This window comes from Paraburkholderia bengalensis (genome assembly GCF_037126505.1).
Lineage (GTDB): Bacteria > Pseudomonadota > Gammaproteobacteria > Burkholderiales > Burkholderiaceae > Paraburkholderia > Paraburkholderia bengalensis.
The window spans coordinates 105,704-123,256 of the sequence record NZ_JACFYJ010000003.1; the positions used below are offsets into that span (position 1 = coordinate 105,704).

General features: G+C 61.6%; 14 protein-coding genes and 3 pseudogenes. 14 read left to right on the forward strand and 3 right to left on the reverse strand.

The genetic code is table 11. From position 1 onward, the window contains the following. The first annotated feature begins 210 nt into the window (after positions 1 to 210). The gene (locus tag H3V53_RS03140) at positions 211 to 1,452 is read left to right on the forward strand and encodes a cystathionine gamma-synthase family protein (protein WP_336596673.1); all 1,242 of its coding nucleotides are present in this window, start codon (positions 211 to 213) and stop codon (positions 1,450 to 1,452) included. 36 nt (positions 1,453 to 1,488) lie between these two features. Here the strand turns inward: H3V53_RS03140 and H3V53_RS03145 are convergent, their stop codons facing one another. After that, positions 1,489 to 2,349, reverse strand: coding sequence for an IclR family transcriptional regulator (locus tag H3V53_RS03145; RefSeq protein ID WP_336596674.1), 861 nt, complete (start codon positions 2,347 to 2,349; stop codon positions 1,489 to 1,491). A gap of 300 nt (positions 2,350 to 2,649) precedes the next feature. Here H3V53_RS03145 and H3V53_RS03150 point away from each other — a divergent pair, with 300 nt between their 5' ends. The 8 genes and pseudogenes from H3V53_RS03150 (at position 2,650) to H3V53_RS03185 (ending at position 10,462) form a co-directional block, all read left to right on the forward strand. After that, entirely contained in the window at positions 2,650 to 3,741 is a 1,092-nt protein-coding gene (locus tag H3V53_RS03150; RefSeq protein WP_336596675.1) for an ABC transporter ATP-binding protein, read from the forward strand. After that, positions 3,734 to 4,639, forward strand: coding sequence for an ABC transporter permease (locus tag H3V53_RS03155; RefSeq protein WP_336596676.1), 906 nt, complete (start codon positions 3,734 to 3,736; stop codon positions 4,637 to 4,639). The genes H3V53_RS03150 and H3V53_RS03155 overlap by 8 nt, the downstream gene beginning before the upstream one ends. A 38-nt stretch (positions 4,640 to 4,677) precedes the next feature. Then, a complete protein-coding gene (locus tag H3V53_RS03160) occupies positions 4,678 to 5,472 on the forward strand; it encodes an ABC transporter permease (RefSeq protein WP_336596677.1) in 795 nt (264 codons plus the stop codon). Positions 5,473 to 5,495: 23 nt separating this feature from the next. Continuing rightward, complete coding sequence (locus H3V53_RS03165) at positions 5,496 to 5,813, forward strand: (2Fe-2S)-binding protein (RefSeq protein WP_419539405.1); 318 nt, start codon at positions 5,496 to 5,498, stop codon at positions 5,811 to 5,813. Beyond that, positions 5,810 to 7,252, forward strand: a complete 1,443-nt coding sequence (locus tag H3V53_RS03170) for an FAD/NAD(P)-dependent oxidoreductase (protein WP_336596679.1) — start codon at positions 5,810 to 5,812, stop codon at positions 7,250 to 7,252. Before H3V53_RS03165 ends, H3V53_RS03170 begins: the two co-directional genes overlap by 4 nt. Next, the gene (locus H3V53_RS03175) at positions 7,245 to 8,372 is read left to right on the forward strand and encodes an NAD(P)/FAD-dependent oxidoreductase (RefSeq protein WP_336596680.1); all 1,128 of its coding nucleotides are present in this window, start codon (positions 7,245 to 7,247) and stop codon (positions 8,370 to 8,372) included. The genes H3V53_RS03170 and H3V53_RS03175 overlap by 8 nt, the downstream gene beginning before the upstream one ends. 20 nt (positions 8,373 to 8,392) lie before the next feature. After that, positions 8,393 to 9,439 (forward strand): ABC transporter substrate-binding protein, encoded by a 1,047-nt coding sequence (locus H3V53_RS03180; protein WP_336596681.1) that lies wholly within the window; start codon positions 8,393 to 8,395, stop codon positions 9,437 to 9,439. Positions 9,440 to 9,547: 108 nt separating this feature from the next. After that, positions 9,548 to 10,462 (forward strand): annotated as a pseudogene (locus H3V53_RS03185) (LysR family transcriptional regulator). Between the two features lie 282 nt (positions 10,463 to 10,744). Here the strand turns inward: H3V53_RS03185 and H3V53_RS03190 are convergent. After that, a pseudogene (locus H3V53_RS03190) lies at positions 10,745 to 11,396 on the reverse strand (peroxiredoxin-like family protein). A 308-nt stretch (positions 11,397 to 11,704) separates the two neighbouring features. Here H3V53_RS03190 and H3V53_RS03195 point away from each other — a divergent pair. The 4 genes from H3V53_RS03195 to H3V53_RS03210 all read left to right on the forward strand — a co-directional run bounded on the left by H3V53_RS03195 (position 11,705) and on the right by H3V53_RS03210 (position 16,721). Further along, complete coding sequence (locus tag H3V53_RS03195) at positions 11,705 to 13,018, forward strand: DUF3422 family protein (protein ID WP_336596766.1); 1,314 nt, start codon at positions 11,705 to 11,707, stop codon at positions 13,016 to 13,018. A gap of 1,502 nt (positions 13,019 to 14,520) precedes the next feature. After that, positions 14,521 to 14,949, forward strand: a complete 429-nt coding sequence (locus H3V53_RS03200; RefSeq protein ID WP_336596682.1) for a PRC-barrel domain-containing protein — start codon at positions 14,521 to 14,523, stop codon at positions 14,947 to 14,949. Positions 14,950 to 15,496: 547 nt separating this feature from the next. Beyond that, entirely contained in the window at positions 15,497 to 16,123 is a 627-nt protein-coding gene (locus H3V53_RS03205) for a low temperature requirement protein A (RefSeq protein ID WP_336596683.1), read from the forward strand. Beyond that, positions 16,092 to 16,721 (forward strand): low temperature requirement protein A, encoded by a 630-nt coding sequence (locus H3V53_RS03210; protein ID WP_336596684.1) that lies wholly within the window; start codon positions 16,092 to 16,094, stop codon positions 16,719 to 16,721. The genes H3V53_RS03205 and H3V53_RS03210 overlap by 32 nt, the downstream gene beginning before the upstream one ends. Positions 16,722 to 16,834: 113 nt before the next feature. Here the strand turns inward: H3V53_RS03210 and H3V53_RS03215 are convergent. Beyond that, a pseudogene (locus tag H3V53_RS03215) lies at positions 16,835 to 16,984 on the reverse strand (CHAD domain-containing protein); the annotation flags it as partial. Between the two features lie 87 nt (positions 16,985 to 17,071). Between H3V53_RS03215 and H3V53_RS03220 the strand changes: the two are divergent. Continuing rightward, positions 17,072 to 17,302 carry a hypothetical protein gene (locus tag H3V53_RS03220; RefSeq protein WP_336596686.1) on the forward strand — a complete coding sequence of 77 codons (231 nt, stop codon included), beginning with the start codon at positions 17,072 to 17,074 and terminating at the stop codon, positions 17,300 to 17,302. The last annotated feature ends 251 nt before the right edge of the window (positions 17,303 to 17,553 follow it).

A 17,553-nucleotide genomic window follows, 5' to 3' on the forward strand; every position in this document is an offset into this window, starting at 1 on the left:
GCGATTGAGTCCAACCACGCGTCAACGCCCGGTCTTTTGCAGACCTTCGCTAACGCTCCGTTTACAATTCGTCTTCGCCTTCCCGCCGAGCCTATTCGCTTTTGCCGTTCGCGAATTTCGAGAATTCGGGGGACGGCGATGGACATTTCGCGGCCATGAGTTACGGGAGATAATCGGCCGGAAACATTCGACTTGAGAGGCGGAGAAGGGATGGACAAGCAAGGCTTCACCACGAGCATCGTTCACGGCGACAGGATTGCGGGCACTGAGCACGGCGGCGTGCATCAGCCGATTCATACGTCCGTGCAATATGGCTTCGAGCGCGTCGAGGACCTGATCGGCGTGTTCCAGGGCACCAAAAAGGGCGGCTTCAACTATGCGCGGCAGGGCACACCCACGACTGCCGCGCTCGAGCGCAAGATCACGGGCCTCGAAGAAGGTGTCGGCACGGTCTGCTTCAGCACCGGCATGGCCGCGATCACCGCGACATTCCTGACGCTCCTGCGCGCGGGCGATCATCTGGTATCGAGCCGTTATGTGTTCGGCAACACCAACAGCCTGTTCGGCACATTGCGGATGCTGGGCGTCGAAGTCACGACCGTCGATGCAAGCGCCGTCGAGGACGTGAAGAACGCAATCCGGCCGAATACGCGCATGGTGTTCGTCGAAACCATCGCGAATCCAGGCACGCAGATTCCCGATTTGCAGGGCATCGGCGACGTGTGCCGCGAGCGCGGCATCGCGTATGTCGTCGATAACACGATTACCTCGCCAGCCTTGTTCAAGCCGAAGGCGGTCGGCGCGAGCCTCGTCGTCAACTCGTTGACGAAGACGATCGCAGGCCATGGCGCCGCACTCGGCGGAGCAGTGACCGATACGGGCCTGTTCGACTGGAGCGCGTATCCGAACATCGCCGATGATTATCGGCGCTCGGCAGCGAAAGAGCAGGGGCTTTTGCAGATCCGCAAGAAGGGGCTGCGCGACATGGGCGCGGCATTGTCCTCGGAGCAGGCGCATTCCATCGCGATGGGCGCGGAAACGCTCGCCTTGCGCGTGAAGCAAAGCAGCGACAACGCGCTCGCACTGGCGCAGTTTCTGGAAGGACACAAAGCCATCGGCAAGGTGTTCTATCCCGGCTTGAAGAGCCATCCGCAATACGGAATCGCGCAAGCGCTGTTCAAGGGCGCGTCGTGGCTGTTGTCGTTCGAATTGCTTGACGCGGCGCGCATGATCGAAGTCGTCAACGCGCTCGAGCTGCCGATCAAGGCGACCGGTCTCGCCGACACGCGGACGCTTATTATTCCCGTCGCGCCGACGATCTTTTTTGAAGCCGGTCCCGAAACGCGCAAGGCGATGGGCATTTCCGACGGCATGCTGCGGCTGTCGGCGGGTATCGAGGATATCGACGACCTGATCGCGGATTTCTCGCAAGCGCTGAAGATTGCGACGTAACTTTGGAAGCCCTGGTAGACCGACCCGGCTCGCGTGTCAAGCGATCGGCTCGGTCGTCATTGCACGCGTGAGTCCGTGCATCGGACGGCGCATTGCGACATCGAACGGATTGACCTGCGGACCGATGAGATCCGCCTGTCGTTTCAGCAACTCGACGACCATCGGCAAGCGGTCTTCGCCCAGTCGCGCGGACAACGTGCCGACGCTCAGCGCGGCAACCGCGCAACCGGTTCTGTCGATGATTGGCACCGCGACGCCCGCCATTCCCTCCAGTACGCCGCTGTTGCGTCCGGCGTAGCCGAGTTGCCTGACGCGCTCGATCTCCGTGCGCAAATACACTTCGTCGAGCACACCATAGCTGCGTAGCCTCGGCACGTTGAAGCGAATGATCTCTTCGCGCTCCGCTTCGGGCAGGAACGCCAGAATCGCAAGACTGCCCTGTCCGATGCCCAGCGCGACGCGCCCGCCGATATCCCCTGTGAACGAGCGAATCGGAAACGGCCCTTCACACATGTCGAGACACACAGCATCGAAACTGCTTTTGACAAGCAGAAAAATCGTGTCGCCGAGGCTCGCGCACAGACGCAGCAACGCGGGACGGCACAGCGCGCGCATCCCGCTCGGATTGCCTGCCTGCGCAGCAAGCGCAAAGAAGTCGACGCTGAGCCGATAGAGCTTCGTGTTCTGGTCCTGCTCGACCACACCTTCCGCGATCAGCGCATGCAGGATGCGGTGCACCGTGGCCTGCGTGAGTCCGACGGCTTTCGCGATGCGCGTCACGCGGCCGCCTTCGGGCTGAATCTCGCCCAACACGCGGATGACGGCGAACGCACGCTGCAACATGCCCGTGCCGGGCGCGTCGGGCTGCGCGGTGCCGGGTTGCTTCGAAGGTTTCATCGATGATCTCGGTCAAGATTCCACTAAACGGAATACTAGCCGAAGTTCGTGTCGAAAAACAAAGCCCGGCCGGACACGCGTGCAGAACCGCCGGAAGCTACAATTCGGTACTTTCACTGACAACGCATAGCGGAACGTTTCCAGGTGCCAAGCAAGCATGTATTCCATTCAACGAAAGAAAACGCACGTTTATATCGTCCATCGGAATTTCGAATTGACGGTCGGGAATTTGGCTAGCTAGAGTCGGTTCAACAGACACCCGTCGATTCAGCCGGTGCCCGCGCACCGAAAGGCCAGACCATGTCGTTTCTCACTTTGACTGACGTTTCGAAGTCGTTCGGCGAGCTGCACGCCGTCACGGGCATCAACCTGTCGGTGGAAAAGGGCGAGTTCGTCTCGCTGCTCGGCCCGTCGGGCTGCGGCAAGACGAGCACGCTACAGATGATCGCCGGTTTCATCGACACGACCCGGGGCCGCATCACGCTCGATGGCCGCGACATCACGCACATGAAGCCGAACAGGCGCGGCCTCGGCATCGTGTTCCAGAGCTATGCGCTGTTTCCGCACATGAGCGTCGCGCAGAACGTGAGCTTTGGGCTGGAGATGCGCGGCGTCGACAAAGCCGAGCGCGAGGACCGCGTGCGAGAAGCGCTCGCGCTGGTGCGGCTCGATACGCTCGCGCATCGCTTTCCGCGTGAATTGTCGGGCGGGCAGCGGCAGCGCGTCGCAATCGCGCGTGCCGTCGTGATCGCGCCGCCCGTGCTGCTGCTCGACGAGCCGATGTCGAATCTCGACGCGAAGCTCAGAGAGGACATGCAGTTCGAGTTGCGCGCGATCCAGCGCAAGATCGGTACGACCACGATCATGGTCACGCACGACCAGTCGGAAGCGCTGTCGATCAGCGATCGGGTGGTCGTAATGGAAGCGGGGCGCATCACGCAGATCGATACGCCGTATCGCGCCTACGAGCGGCCCGAAAACCGCTTCGTCTCGCAGTTCATCGGCAAGGCGAACATGCTGGCGGGCAAGGTGATCGCGCGCGACGGCGACGCCATCCGGATTGACCTCGGGCACGATCTGGCAGAGACGGGGAGCCTCGCGCAACTGTCGGCACACGGCCAGGCAATCGATGTCGGCGATGACGTCACGCTTTGCATCCGCCCCGAGAAACTGCGCCTGTGCGCGCCCGATGCAGGGCGTCTTGCGGGCAATGTCACGAGCCGCTTTTTTCTCGGCAGCCAGTGGCTTTACCGGCTCGACAGCCGCATCGGCGAAATGCTCGTGTGTTCTCAGAACGAGGGCAACGAGCCGTTTGCGGAAGGGGCGCAAGTCGGTATCGACTGGCATAGCGGCGCGATGCGCCTGATCGGAGAGGAGCGCGCCAATGGATAGCACGCTGCCCGCGACGCAAGGCGCAAGCCGCCGCGCAGTCCGCGCGCCGGGGCGCGCGTTCTTGCCGCTCTGGCTGATGAGCGCGCCCGCGCTGCTGCTCTTCGCGACCCTCGTTCTCGTGCCGCTGGCGATGACGTTCGCGTTGACCTTCTACCGCTTCGATCCCGCAAGCGGGCCGATTGCGGCGTTCGGACTTCACAACTACGTCGAGGTGCTCGGCTCGTCGTACTTCCATACGATCTTTCTGCGTACTTTCGGCATCGCGTTGCTGACGACGGTGCTGTGCGTCGCGATCGGCACGCCTGAAGCCTATGTGCTGTCGCGCATGCGCGATCCCTGGCGGTCCATCTTCCTGCTCGTGATCCTGGCGCCGCTGCTGGTATCGGTGGTGGTGCGCGCGTTCGGCTGGAGCATGCTGCTCAACACCAACGGCCTCGTGAACCAGGCATTCGCGGTCTTCGGGCTCGGGCCGTACAAGCTCGAATACACGACGTTCGCCATCGTCATCGCGCTCGTGCACGTGATGTTGCCATTCATGGTGATCCCCGTCTGGACCGCGCTGCAACGGCTCGATCCGCAGACGGAGAACGCCGCGCTGTCGTTGATGGCGTCGCCCGCGACGACACTGCGCCGGATCGTCCTGCCGCAGCTCGTGCCCGGCATCCTGTCCGGCGGCTTGATGGTGTTCGGCCTGTCGGCGAGCGCGTTCGCGATTCCGGGCCTGCTCGGCGGACGCCGCCTGAAAGTGGCGGCCACGGCCGTCTATGACCAGTTCCTGAGTTCGATGAACTGGCCGCTCGGCGCGACGATCGCGGTGCTGCTGCTGGTCGCGAATCTCGTCGTGATGCTCACCTACTATCGCGTGCTGGAACGGCGCTACGCCCGCAGCATGGGCTGACCGATATCGACGGGCAAACAACACCAGGCGAACTCATCATGCGCAAGAACGGCCCTATCGCACTCGCGTTCCATACGCTCGTGATTCTCTTCGTGCTCGCGCCGCTGGCGATCGTCGTGCTCGTCGCCTTTACGCCGGACGAAACGCTCACGCTGCCGACGCACAGCTTTTCGCTGCGCTGGTTCCGCGCGATTCTCGACTACCCCGACTTCATCACCGCTTTCCTCAATAGCGTGAAGCTGGCGTTTGCGTCGGCGACGCTGTCGCTCGTCATCGCGCTGCCCGCGGGACTCGCGGTCGGCCGTGCACGCTTTCCGGGGCGCAACTTCGTGAACGCGCTGCTGCTGTCGCCGCTGGTGATACCGGGGCTGGTGCTCGGCATCGCGATGCTGCGCTTTTTCGCGCTGATCGGCGCAACGGGTTCGTTCGCGTGGCTGATTCTTGCGCACATGGTCGTGATCACGCCGTTCGTGATGCGCCTCGTGCTGGCGTCGGTGAGCGGCATGGACCGCAGCATCGAGCACGCGGCTTCGTCGCTGGGCGCGGATGCGTGGACCACGTTTCGCCGCATCACGCTGCCGATGATCTTGCCCGGCATCACGGGCGGCTGGCTGCTGGCGTTCATCAACAGCTTCGACGAATTGACGATGTCGGTCTTCATCACGTCGCCGCAGACGGTCACGTTGCCGGTGCGCATGTACATGTACGCGACGGAATCGATCGACCCGATGATGGCCTCTGTGTCGGCGCTCGTCATTTTCATCACGGCGGGCGCGATGCTGCTGCTCGACCGCGTCTACGGTCTCAACCGCATCCTGATCGGCCAGCACTGATGGCTTCTTCCGCTCCCGCTCACATGACCAGTCCCAACAGCCAGTTGCTACGCGTGGCCGAGTCCGAACGCGCGCCGGTGTCCTTTTTCATCGATGGTGTGGAGGTCGGCGCGCTGACGGGCGACACCGTGCTGACGGCCCTGCTCACGCAGCAACGTCACGTACGCCGTAGCGAGTTCAGCGGCGAACTGCGCGCGGGCTTTTGCCTGATCGGCGCTTGCCAGGATTGTTGGGTGCGCTGCGAGAACGGTGCGCGCATACGTGCCTGTTCGACGCTCGTTCAACCGGGCATGCGCGTCGTGACGAACGGCGCGGCATCCGCCGCAGGGAGCACGCGATGAACGGCGACCAGCAGGTGGTGATCGTCGGCGCGGGGCCTGCCGGCGTGCGCGCCGCGCAAATGCTGGCGGCGGCGGGCCTCAGGCCCGTCGTCCTCGATGAAAACGCGCGCTGGGGCGGACAGATCTACCGTCAACCGCCCGCGGATTCGGGCTTCCAGCGTACCAGGGCGGCGCTCTACGGTTTTGAGTCGGGCAAGGCCGATGCCGTGCATCAGGCGATGCGCGAGATTCTTCCACGCATCGACTATCGACCTGAAACGCTTGTATGGGCATGCGAGCCGCGCCGGCTCGAAACGCTGTGCAATGGCCGCGAGATCAGCGTGCCCTTCACGCATCTGCTCATCGCGAGCGGGGCAACCGATCGCGTGCTGCCGATCCCCGGCTGGACCTTGCCGGGCGTCTATACGCTCGGCGGCGCACAGGTCGCGCTAAAGGCGCAAGGGTGCGCGATCGGGCGGCGCGTCGTGCTGGCGGGAACGGGGCCATTGCTGTATCTGGTTGCGTATCAATACGTGAAGGCGGGCGCGCGGATCGAAGCCGTGCTCGACACGAGCGGCTTCTCGAAGCAGGTCGCCGCAACGCCGAAGCTCCTGAGCCAGCCGTCGATGTTCGCAAAAGGCGTCTATTACGTTGCATGGCTGAAGGCTCGCGGCGTGAAAGTGCTGCGCGGCGTGACGCTCGTCGGCATCGATGGCGAGCAGGGCGTGACGGGTATTCGCTTTCGCGCGTCGCAAGCAGCTGAGGTGACGGCGCGCATCGACTCGATTGCCTGCGATGCCGTCGGCCTGGGTTTCGGGCTGCGGCCGGAAACGCAACTAGCCGATCTTGCCGGTTGCCGTTTTCGCTTCGACGAATTGAACCGCTGCTGGCTGCCCGAGCGCGACGCCGCCGGACGCAGTTCGGTACAGGGCATTTATCTGGCGGGCGACGGCGCGGGGATTGCAGGCGCGGATGCGGCGGAACTCGCGGGACGCCGCGCAGCGCTCGCGCTGCTCGACGATCTCGGCATCGCGCATCCACTGCATCGGGACGGCATCGATGCCGCGGCGCTCGAACGGCGTCTCAAGCGTATCGCCGTGTTTCGCACGGGCATCGAAGCGGCCTTCGCGCCGCCGCAACGACCGGCGAAGCAATGGCCCGACGACATGATCGTATGCCGCTGCGAAGAGATCGATGCGGGCACGCTGCGCCGATGCATCCGCGAAGGGGAGGCTAGCGAGATCAACCGCCTCAAGGCACTGACGCGCATCGGCATGGGACGCTGCCAGGGACGCATGTGCGGCGAGGCGGCCATCGCGCTTCTTAGTGACGAAACGGGATGCTCGCTCGAGGGCGCCGGTCGTCTGCGCAGCCAGGCGCCCATCAAGCCCATTCCCATTGCTGCGATGCTCTTCGACGACGACGTCGCGGCGATTCCCGAGGAGGCGCGCGATGAGTGATGCCGTGCACTATCAGGCTGTCATCGCGGGCGGTGGCCTCGTCGGATCGTCGGCAGCGCTCGCGCTTGCGCGGCGCGGCGTGTCTGTCGGCCTGTTCGAGCGGCGCTACTGCGGCGCGCAAGCGAGCGGCGTCAACTACGGCGGCGTGCGATGCCAGGGCAGGCCCGTCGAACAACTCCCGCTTGCGATGCGCGCGCGGCGTGTGTGGGACCGCTTGCCCGAACTGATCGGCATCGACGGGGAACTGGTTGTGTCTGGACATCTGCGTCTCGCGCGCCGCGAAAGCGATTTTGCCGTGCTCGAGACGTGGGCCGCGATGGCCCGCGAGCATGGGCTCTCAACCGAACTGATGAGCGGCGCGACGTTTCGCAAACGCTTTCCGTGGCTCGGCGAGGCGGTGCTGGGCGGGTCGTTGTGCATGAGCGACGGGCATGCGAATCCGCGCCTCGTGTCGCCTGCCTTTGCGCGCGCGGCACAAAGGGCAGGCGTGGTGGTCCGCGAACAAACGCCATTGATCGACATCGCGCACGACGGCACGCGCTTCCAGATTCGCGCCGGCGACGAGCACGTCACGGCCGACTGGCTCCTCAACTGCGCCGGTGCGTGGGCGAATACCGTGGCGGGCTTCTTCGGCGAGTCCGTGCCGATGCATCCGATCTATCCGAACATGTGGGTAACGGAGCCGCTGCCCCGTTTCGTCACGCACAACCTCGGCGTGGTAGGCGGCGGCGTATATGCGCGCCAGGTCGAGCGCGGCAACTGCGTGATCGGCGGCGGGCGTGGACACGGTGACGGCGAGTACGCGCAACCGTCGACGCAAACCACGCGTGCGGTGATGCGAGACGCCTGCGCGTTGCTGCCCGGATTGCGCGATGCGTTGCTGATTCGCACCTGGAGTGGTGTCGAAGGCGAGACGCCCGACAGCAATCCCGTGATCGGCGCGAGCCGGAAGGTGCCGCGACTGTTGCATGCGTTCGGTTTTTCGGGCGGCGGTTTTCTGCTCGCACCCGGAGTCGGCGAGGTGCTGGCCGACCTGGTCATCGACGGCGAGACGTCGACGCCGCTCGATGCGTTCGCAATCGGCCGCTTCGATCGAAGTGCCATTCCCGCTGTTCTTTAGTCATGTCAAGGAGACCCACGATGAAGCTGTCAAGCAAGGTCGCGGCGCTGGCCGCCGTGTTCGCGGTCGGCGCCGCCGCGCCTGCCTGGTCGCAAACCAAAACGATCTACATCGGCATGAACGGCGGGCCGATGGAAAAGGCGTACACGAGCCAGGTGCTGCCCGATTTCGAGAAAGCGAACAACGTGAAGGTGGTCGTGGTGCCGGGCACGTCATCGGATGTGCTGGCCAAGCTGCTCGCGAATCGCAACAGTCCGCAGATCCATGTCGCGTTTCTCGATGACGGCGTGATGGCGCGCGCCGTCAGCATGGGCGTGTGCCAGAAACTCGACGATTCGCCCGTGCTGAAAGAGCTGTATCCGTTCGCGCGGATGAAGGACGACATCGGCGCGGGCGTGCAACTGGGCATGACGGGCATCGGCTACAACACGAAGCTGTTTGCGGAGAAAGGCTGGGCGCCGCCGACTTCGTGGATGGACTTCGCCAATCCGAAGTACAAGGGCAAGGTGGTGTTTCAGTCCGCGTCGAGCAGTACGTTCGGCCTGCACGGATTTCTCGCGATCAACCGGCTGATGGGCGGCAGCGACCAGAACGTCGAACCGGGATTCAGCAAATGGTCGAGTACTGTCGGACCGAACGTCGTCGAATACATTCCGAATTCGGCCAAGCTCTCGGAGATGGTGCAGACGGGGGAAGCCGGCCTCTTTCCGTTGACGCCAACGGCTGTCGGCGATCTTCAGGACAAGGGCATTCCCGTTGCATACGCGAATCCGAAAGAGGGCGCCGTGTTGCTGCTGGTCGATCTGTGCGTCGTGAAGAACAACTCTGATCCGCAACTCGCCCAAAAGCTCGCGCAGTTCCTGTTGTCCGCGCCGGCGCAATCTAAGGCGGCTTCTGCCGGCAAGCAGATTCCGACCAACGGGCACGCCACGATGACGCCCGGCATGCAAAAGAGCCTCGGCAATGTAGACGACCTGGTGAAGAAGGTGACGGTCGTCGATTGGGATTCGATCAACGCGCATCGCGCGCAATGGGATCAACGCTGGAACCAGCAGATCGAGCAGTGATGCGTGAGATTCTCGCGAGAAACTTTCGCCCGCAGAGAGTTTGCGGCGAATCATCGCACAGCAGCCGCCGCGAAATAAGGACCTCGACGAGAAGGGGAGAAGCGCAGTATGGATCGACTGGCTGCAATGGAAATGTTCATCAGCGTGGCCGAGGCGGGTTCGTTTTTGGCCGCCGCGAAGCGGATGAACGTCGGCCAGCCGGCCATTTCCAGATCCGTTGCGCAGCTCGAAGAGCGGCTGGGCGCGCGGCTCATCCTGCGCTCGACCCGCGGCCTGACGATGACGGACGCCGGTCAGCGGTTCTACGAGCATGCGAAGCGCACGATCAGGGAGGCCGACGAGGCCGAACAGGTCGTCCGTCACGCATCCGACAGCCTGTCGGGCAAGCTGCGCGTGAGCGCGGCCGTGACGTTCGCGTGTCTTCACGTGTTGCCTTCACTGAACGCGTTCCTGAGTCGGCATCCGAAGCTGGAAATCGACCTTGTGCTCGATGATCGCAACATCGATCTGCTCGAGGAGGGAATGGACGTCGCCTTGCGGATGGGCTCGGTGGCGGATTCAGCGATGACGGCGCGCCGCATCGGACGAAGCCCGCGGCTCGTCGTCGGCACTCCCGGCTATTTCGCGCGGGCCGGCGTACCGATGTCGCCCGCCGACCTTGGCCATCATCAGGCGATCGTTTATTCGCAGCATGGCGGCGGCGAAACATGGACGTTCGGCCAGGACGGCACCAACGTAGATACGACGGTCACGGGACGCGTCCGCGTGAGCGCGGCCGAAGGCATGCGAACCGCGGTTCTCGGTGGAATGGGGCTTGCCGTCGCTTCGCACTGGATGTTTTCTCCCGAGCTGGCGTCGGGCGACGTGCAGGCCGTGTAGACCGATTGGACCTTGCCACCCGCCGACCTGTGGGCGGTCTTTCCTTCGGGACGTCTGGTGACGGCGAGGGCCCGCGCATTCGTTGCATTCGTCGAGGAGGCGCTGGCTCAAGCAACCAGCGGCCAACCCGGCACGCGAGGCTGACGTCGTTCACCACGCCGTCCATCGCATGCCGGCGCGTCAGATTATCCAGCGCGGCCGCTGCGCGTCGTGGTCTGCGAGGTCGACCCGCACAACATTGCCTGGGAAATCGGCATCGTCGCGCGCGGGACCGATCACCTGACGACTGGCTCGCGCGCGACGCTCTGAGAGCGCTCGGCCGATACGCTTGGTCGCGCCGGTGTCAGGAAAGTGCGTGCAGCCATGTCGCTTCTCACGAAAAACACCGAAGGGCACGCCGCGTGAGGCAGCGCGGCAGGTGAGGCGTCAGATGCTGACGGTTTTCTCGAGGATCGGAAGCATTTCCGACGGATCGGGGCGGTGCGTGTAATCCGGGTTGACTTCAGCGTACAGCACCACACCATCCTGGCCGATCACATAGCGGACGGGCATCGGGAGTGTCCAGCTCGCGTCGCCGTTGAACGCCGGCAGATCGTTCTTGAGGTTCTTGTACAGTTCGACCAGATAGTCGGGCAGATTGAAGCGCAGACCAAACGCCGCTGCTGTGTCGTTCCTGACGTCGCTCAGCACCGGGAAGCCCAGTTCGTTCGTACGCACAGACTTGCGGCTGTTGACGGCCGTCTGCGGCGAGATGGCCACAACGCTGGCGCCGAGCGCCTTGATCTGGGGCAGGGCTTCATTGATGGCCTGGAGTTCGAGGTTGCAGTACGGACACCAGACACCGCGGTAGAACGTAACAATGAGCGGTCCCTTCGCAAGCAGTTCTTCCGACGACACTTCGTTGCCGTCCTGATCCTTACACGCTCACCTGCCTTGATGGCGCGGGCTGCCTGCCCGCTAGCGACCAGTTCGGCCGTCGCGCGTTCCATGATCGGATGGATTTCGGGCGGCGCGTTGTACGGCGGCTTGCCGCCTTGAAATCGGCCTTGAATGCGTCGAGCTTGTCCTGGAGCGACACGGTGAGTCTCCGGTTAGTTACGCAGGGGTATCGGGTGACGAAGGCGAACAGTTCGCTCGTCTTGGGTCTCATGATCGGAGAACCGGCCTCGCGCCGGTAGGTAGCTCGGGCGAATAACCCCCATTCTTTAAAGGCGTGGACGCATGGAACGCTGAGTGATGTTCCAGGCGTGCGCACTATCAGAAAAACTGAAGGTTTCGATCAAAACAATGAGTTTTATTTGCGGGCACGAGTCTGCCATAGTTAAAGCGAGCAGATTCGTTGCAGAAAAGTTTGTCTGCGTGAGTAGCTAACCCGTAACGATACCGATCATGGACCATCCCTTACGCGCGACTTTGGCAGCTGAATTGCATGCTCGCCCATTTCTGAAGGTGGCCGAATCTGTTTCGCTGACGCACTACGCGATTTACGCGGAGCACAACGTCGCGATACACGAGACGCTGCTGAATTCTCTCTGCCGTGACACTGGAGTTCCGGCCCCGGAGGATGGCGCCACACACTATGCCGTGCTTTCGCCCTGTGGCTGGTATTTAAAGTGGGAACGGCATACCGAGTTTTCCACGTTCACGTTCGTTATCCCGCGTGAAGACGACGACCTCTTCGACGACGTTGCCATCAGGGGAATTCCCGAGAGCTGGTTCAGGCAGCTTGCTGGGAGCAGATTCGTCGCATCCCGTATGGAATTGATCACAGGACCCCGCGTGGATTCGGCGCGCGACGCAGTACGCCAGTGGATCGATGGCCCAATTCTCGTCGGCAGCAATGTCTTAGGTGGTGGACAGGTCTTCTGCGACTGGCACGTCCGGCCAGACGGGTTTATGCGCTTTCTCGTCATCGACGAAGGCTTTCGGGAAGAGCAGGGCGGAAGACTTTTGCAACGGCTCTACGAGATCGAGACGTACCGGATGATGGCGCTGCTTGCGCTGCCCATTGCGCGTCGCATGGGACGCGAGCTCGACGATATTCACTCCTCGCTTCAATCTCTGATGCAGAGCATGGACGTGCAAGCCACCGACAGCGACGATTCGCAATTGCTCGTCAAGCTGACGCACCTCGCCGTCCGCGTGGAGGCACTCTCTGGATCGGGTGGCCGGTTCAGCGCGTCGCGCGCTTACGAGAAACTGGTACTTGCCCGCATTAACGAGCTTCGGGAGGAGCGAATTGAGGGTATGCCGATGATCCAGGAGTTCATGGAGCGCCGCTTTGCGCCAGCGATGGAGACGTGTCGCAGCGTGTGGTCGCGTCACGAACAGATCGCAGCCCGGATCGCCCGAGCAGTCGATCTGTTGCGTACAAGAGTCAACCTTGCGCAGGAAAAGGATGTCACCCGGCTGCTTGCTGGCATGGAGCGCACAGCACGGAACCAGTTGCATCTCCAGCACGCCGTGGAGGGGCTGTCGGTGGCTGCAATTTCATACTACGTGCTGTCGTTGGCGGCAGCGGCGTTCAAGGCAATGCACGTGTTGAATCTCCCTATCGAGCCGGAGCTTGCCGAAGGTCTGGCGATAGGGCCAGTGGTCCTTGCGGTTATCGTCGTCACGAGGCGAGCGCGGGGCCGGCTTTTGAAGCGCAACGCAGCTGACAACGCCCACGTCGGACGTCACGTGAATCAATCGACCTGACCCACACGCTTTGCAAGGAACATCATGGCGTCCACGGAAAGCATTGATGCGCGGGAAGTGGAACGGCACAAGACGACCTCGGCGAGCGAGGCGTATGTCACGTCATATCGCTTGCTTTTGCGGGAACCGACGGTCCTTCTGGCTGTAGCTGTTGCTGCGCGCTCGATGCCCAGCCTCAGGGGGTCACTCCACCCGATCCGCTGAAAGGCGGGGGTGCGGACCAAATCCTGGACTGACGCAACTCCACACAATGATCGTGCCGGCATAATCGTTGGGGAGCCCCCCATCTACCAGCAGACGGGCCAGTGAGCGTGCGCTGTACATATACCCGAATCCCTGGCGGTCCGGTCGCCGTAATTGCCGTGGCCCATGATAACGATGTCGCCATCGACATGAGAGAACTCGTTGTTTGCAAACGGCGGGAAGCTAACGCGCATTCCGCCGCTCAGGTAGCATGAAACCGCTGATCTCGGCATGCCAGTCTTGATTGACGATACGGCGCGCCGGATTGGACTGGCCCATCGCATTCAGGTTCTGTATGTTCCAGTGAAACACGACGAAAATCGTCGTACTTGTTCAGATCGCTGCTACCTGCGGTAACGTTCGCCATGAAAGTTCCTCTCAAGCAAACAGGTAGATTGCCGAGGGTATCTTTTTGCTCTTTATTGCTTGGCCAGCTATCGATTTAATCCTTGCGTTTGAGTTGAGCAGAACGGCATTCCAGCATCCCGCTTTCCCAAGCGGAGCGGTACAAGCTGGCGTTCGAAACATTTCCTTGCCCCAGCGGAATTTCGGGGTGGCATAGCTCAGCGGGTAATGCCGGCCAAAAGAGGACAGTGCATCACTGTTCGCACTGGTGCTCGAATGGCGGCGCTGCCCTTTGCAAACGGTCACCGACCCGTTCCACTTGCAAGCGGCAATAAAGGTATTAACGATTTCGGCTGCGCCTTTCTGACAATACCCGCCGAACCTTGCCGCGAGCTATGTGACTCGATAACCGATTCCTCTGGGCGGCTAGAGATGCTATGACAGCGCTTCACGACCGGTCCGGGCGCGGCTCACACTGCAGATTTTTGATACATCTCGGCAGAAAAGAGAAAGAATCGCGCTCTTGGCGAGCTTACGCTTGACGTCATGGGCAATCAGTTCGGCGCAAAATCTGACGCCCTGGGTGAAATTACCTTTGGTTGAGATCGGAGCACCAGCGGCGCTGGAATTACGCCCATTCTGCTCATCGCCGTGTTCGCGGCGCTGTCAGGACGGGCCGCGGTGGTCGTCACAGGGCCCCGCCATCGCGCGAGCCGAAAAGACCAGTGGATTCCATTGCCGCCCGGCCTATGCAGACCCTGATCACTCAAGTGCTGCTGATAGCACTCAGCAACAGACCGCGCGGCTGCCAGCGTTGCGATTTCTCCGGCAAGCCGAACGGCCCGCTGCACCCATAAGAGGCCGCGGCCGCGCAGGGTGCCCCATTATTTAATAGTGCGCATCGGGAGTACATCATGCATGCAAAAATCGAAAAGGCTACAAGAATCCTCTCAGTTCTGTTCGCCGTGACGGCGACCGTGTTCCCGGCCGGCCCCGCGATCGGGCAGCAGCCCGAGGCCCCGGTCGCGGGCGCGGTACCTCTCGGCGTGAGCGTCACGCAAACGCAACTCGTGGCGAAGGGGTGGCGTGCATCGAAGCTAGTCCACACCGACGTGTACAACGAGAAAAACGAAAAGATAGGACGGATCGACGACCTGATTGTCGCGCCCGACGGGTCACTTTCTGTGGCCATTATCGATGTTGGCGGATTTCTCGGCATCGCCGCGCACCGCGTCGCTATTCCCGTGCAGCGGTTCAAGCAGATCACACCAAAAATGATATTGGACGGCGCCAGCAAGGATGCGCTGAGCAAACTCCCCGAGTTCCAATACGCCAAGGGTTGAAATCAGCCGTCGACAATCCGATATTCAATCTTTCATCTGGAAACAGGGGGCTAGCCATACTTCCCGATTTAGAGAAGTGGAACCCCTTCGGATTTTGTCGCCCTAGCCCTGAGCGAGCCCGACCCGACAACCCGGATTCACAAACCGAGGCGCCGCGTCATCTCAAGACTTTGATTCAAACGCGAGCGCGGACGTCCCGCGGTCGTTGTTTTGCTCGCAACATCCCGATTAATGACTAGCTATCGACGTGTCCGGGGGGCAAGCCGGAATGCGCGAGGTGTCACACGGCCCAGCCGCGCGTGACACGCGCGAGGCTGAATTGACCGTGCGTCAAGCGAGGCCTCTTGAGGGCTGCATTATGTTCATAAAAGTTGAGCATCTCCCACTGCAGACGCAATGCATTAAATCCTTGCGTAGTCAGCTTTTCTTAGCACTTTCTATTTTTATGTAAGCAGAACTAGATAATACAAAAGCCGCCTCGTCCAGCAATTCTCATCGCGACAACTAGCGGACGTGCCACCCGGCGCAAGCACGACAAAGAGGCGGTATGCATAACATAAAGTATTTCGAGTCCAATCGCCATACCACTTGGCTCGAGGCGTTCTTCGACCTGATTTTTGCGGTGACTATCGGTGACGTGACGCATATCTTGAGCCACACGCACGACGGTCATCTTGACCCACTCCAGTTCTGGAAATTCGTCCTGGTGTTCATACCTTTGTGGTGGATTTGGGCAAGCCACACGATGTATGCCAACCGCTTCGATGCCGATGACCGGAAGCATCGGCTCGCAACCCTGTTCATCATATTCCTGCTGATCATCATCTCAGGCCTGATCGACCGACGATTCCTGACTAGCTTTGAGGCCATCGTCGTCTGCTACGCCGGTTCAAAATACATCGTCGCCATCATGTATTTCGTGTCCAGATACCGCCATAAGGGAAGCGAGGCACTCACAATGGCAATTGGCTGGGTAATCGTCGCTGGCACCACCATCAGCCTCGCTTCGATCCTGTTCCCGGCACCACAGCGATATGTCGTGTTTTACCTTGGAATACTGTTTGATCTGGTCGTGTTCATCTTTTTTTTTGCCGCGTCGTCTCCAGGTCATCCCTGTGCATACCGAGCATCTCATCGAGCGTGTGGGCCTGCTCACGATTATCATGCTGGGTGAGTCCGTAAGCAGCCTGTCCACGGGACTAGCCAACATCAACTGGACTGTGGAGAGGCTGCTGACGGCCGCCACCGGCTTCGTGATGATATCGGGCATCTGGTGGGTCTACTTTGACAGTTTTCACCTGCTTACCAAGCAGAAGCTCACGACCGGCCATTCGGTCCTGTACTCGCACTTTTTCGTCTTCATTGGCCTGTCGATTTTAGCGAGCCTGATCCGGCACGCGACTTTGGACGACATGGTGGTATCCGATTTCCGGGTACTGTCGGTGATCGGGGCGGTCTGCTTTTTCATTGGAAAGCAGTACGGCTACTTCTTGGAGCGGCCCGAGTTGCGGCGCCAACTGGTCGTTAACACTCTCGTCGTCTTTGTGTTGACCGGGTTTGCCCTGCTATTGTCCAGAACCGGTTACATCTTGCTCGGTCTCACCGCTGCGGTGATTTGTTATGCTTTCCTCAGCCTCCGATACCTGAACGTCCCGCCCGAGCGTTACGACCGTCCGCGCGACAGCGCTGCCACAGGAGATCGAAACCGCGAGCCAAAGTCACGCAAACGCATGGCGCGCGCTCCTAAGCGACCTTTTGGAAATGCGGACTGAACCCACGTTTTGCAGTCCACCCGCGGATAAGAGGGTGCTGCTCGAGTGGTACCCAGGGCAAACGTGCGATGTTCCCGGCGGATAATGAACAGCGGCTAGGGATCGCTCGCGCAATCACGCGTTCCGCCTGCCACCGCCACAAGGCGCTTGAATGCCTCGGTGGCTTGCGTGGTCGCTTCTTCTCCAAGGCAGGAGGAGTATGTCCAGTACAAGGCTCGAAGCGTTCTCAAGGCCACGCGGAGCTGATGAAAACCCTTGTTCAGTGAGACGCTTCAGTTGACGATGCGCAACTGACATGCCCGCTGTCGGACGCCGTGCGCGGGCGCGGCTTCCGCCCGCGCGCGCTGCTCATGACGCTCTCCGGCGAAGGGCGCGATCTCGGCATTCTGATGGCCGAAGCGATGTTCACGCTCTCCATGCGAATGCGTCCACTGGGCTTGCAGACGCCGCTGCACGATATCGTCGACGCGGTTGCGGCGCAGAAGGTCCATATCGTCGCGCTGTCATTCACCGCGTCGCTGCCCCGCGCAGTCCGTTGCAAATGCAGTCCGCCGCGTTGGCGACGTACGCGCCGCGCGTGAGATCAGTTCGGGCGATTGGGCCGTCGCCACTATCGGCGATAGTTTCCCCGCGCGCGCAGACGTCAAAAGGATTTTTGATCAGCGTTGACAACGCAAAAATCGGCGCTTTAGACTGCATCCATTCCTCGCGGCCCGACAACGATGTCCGCCCGAGGGTCCGGCACAGAAGCCCCCTGACGAACCGTGTGTTCGTCAGGGGGCTTTTTTTTTTGTTCGCATTTTCGGGAGTTCGAGCCCACTACTGGAGAATC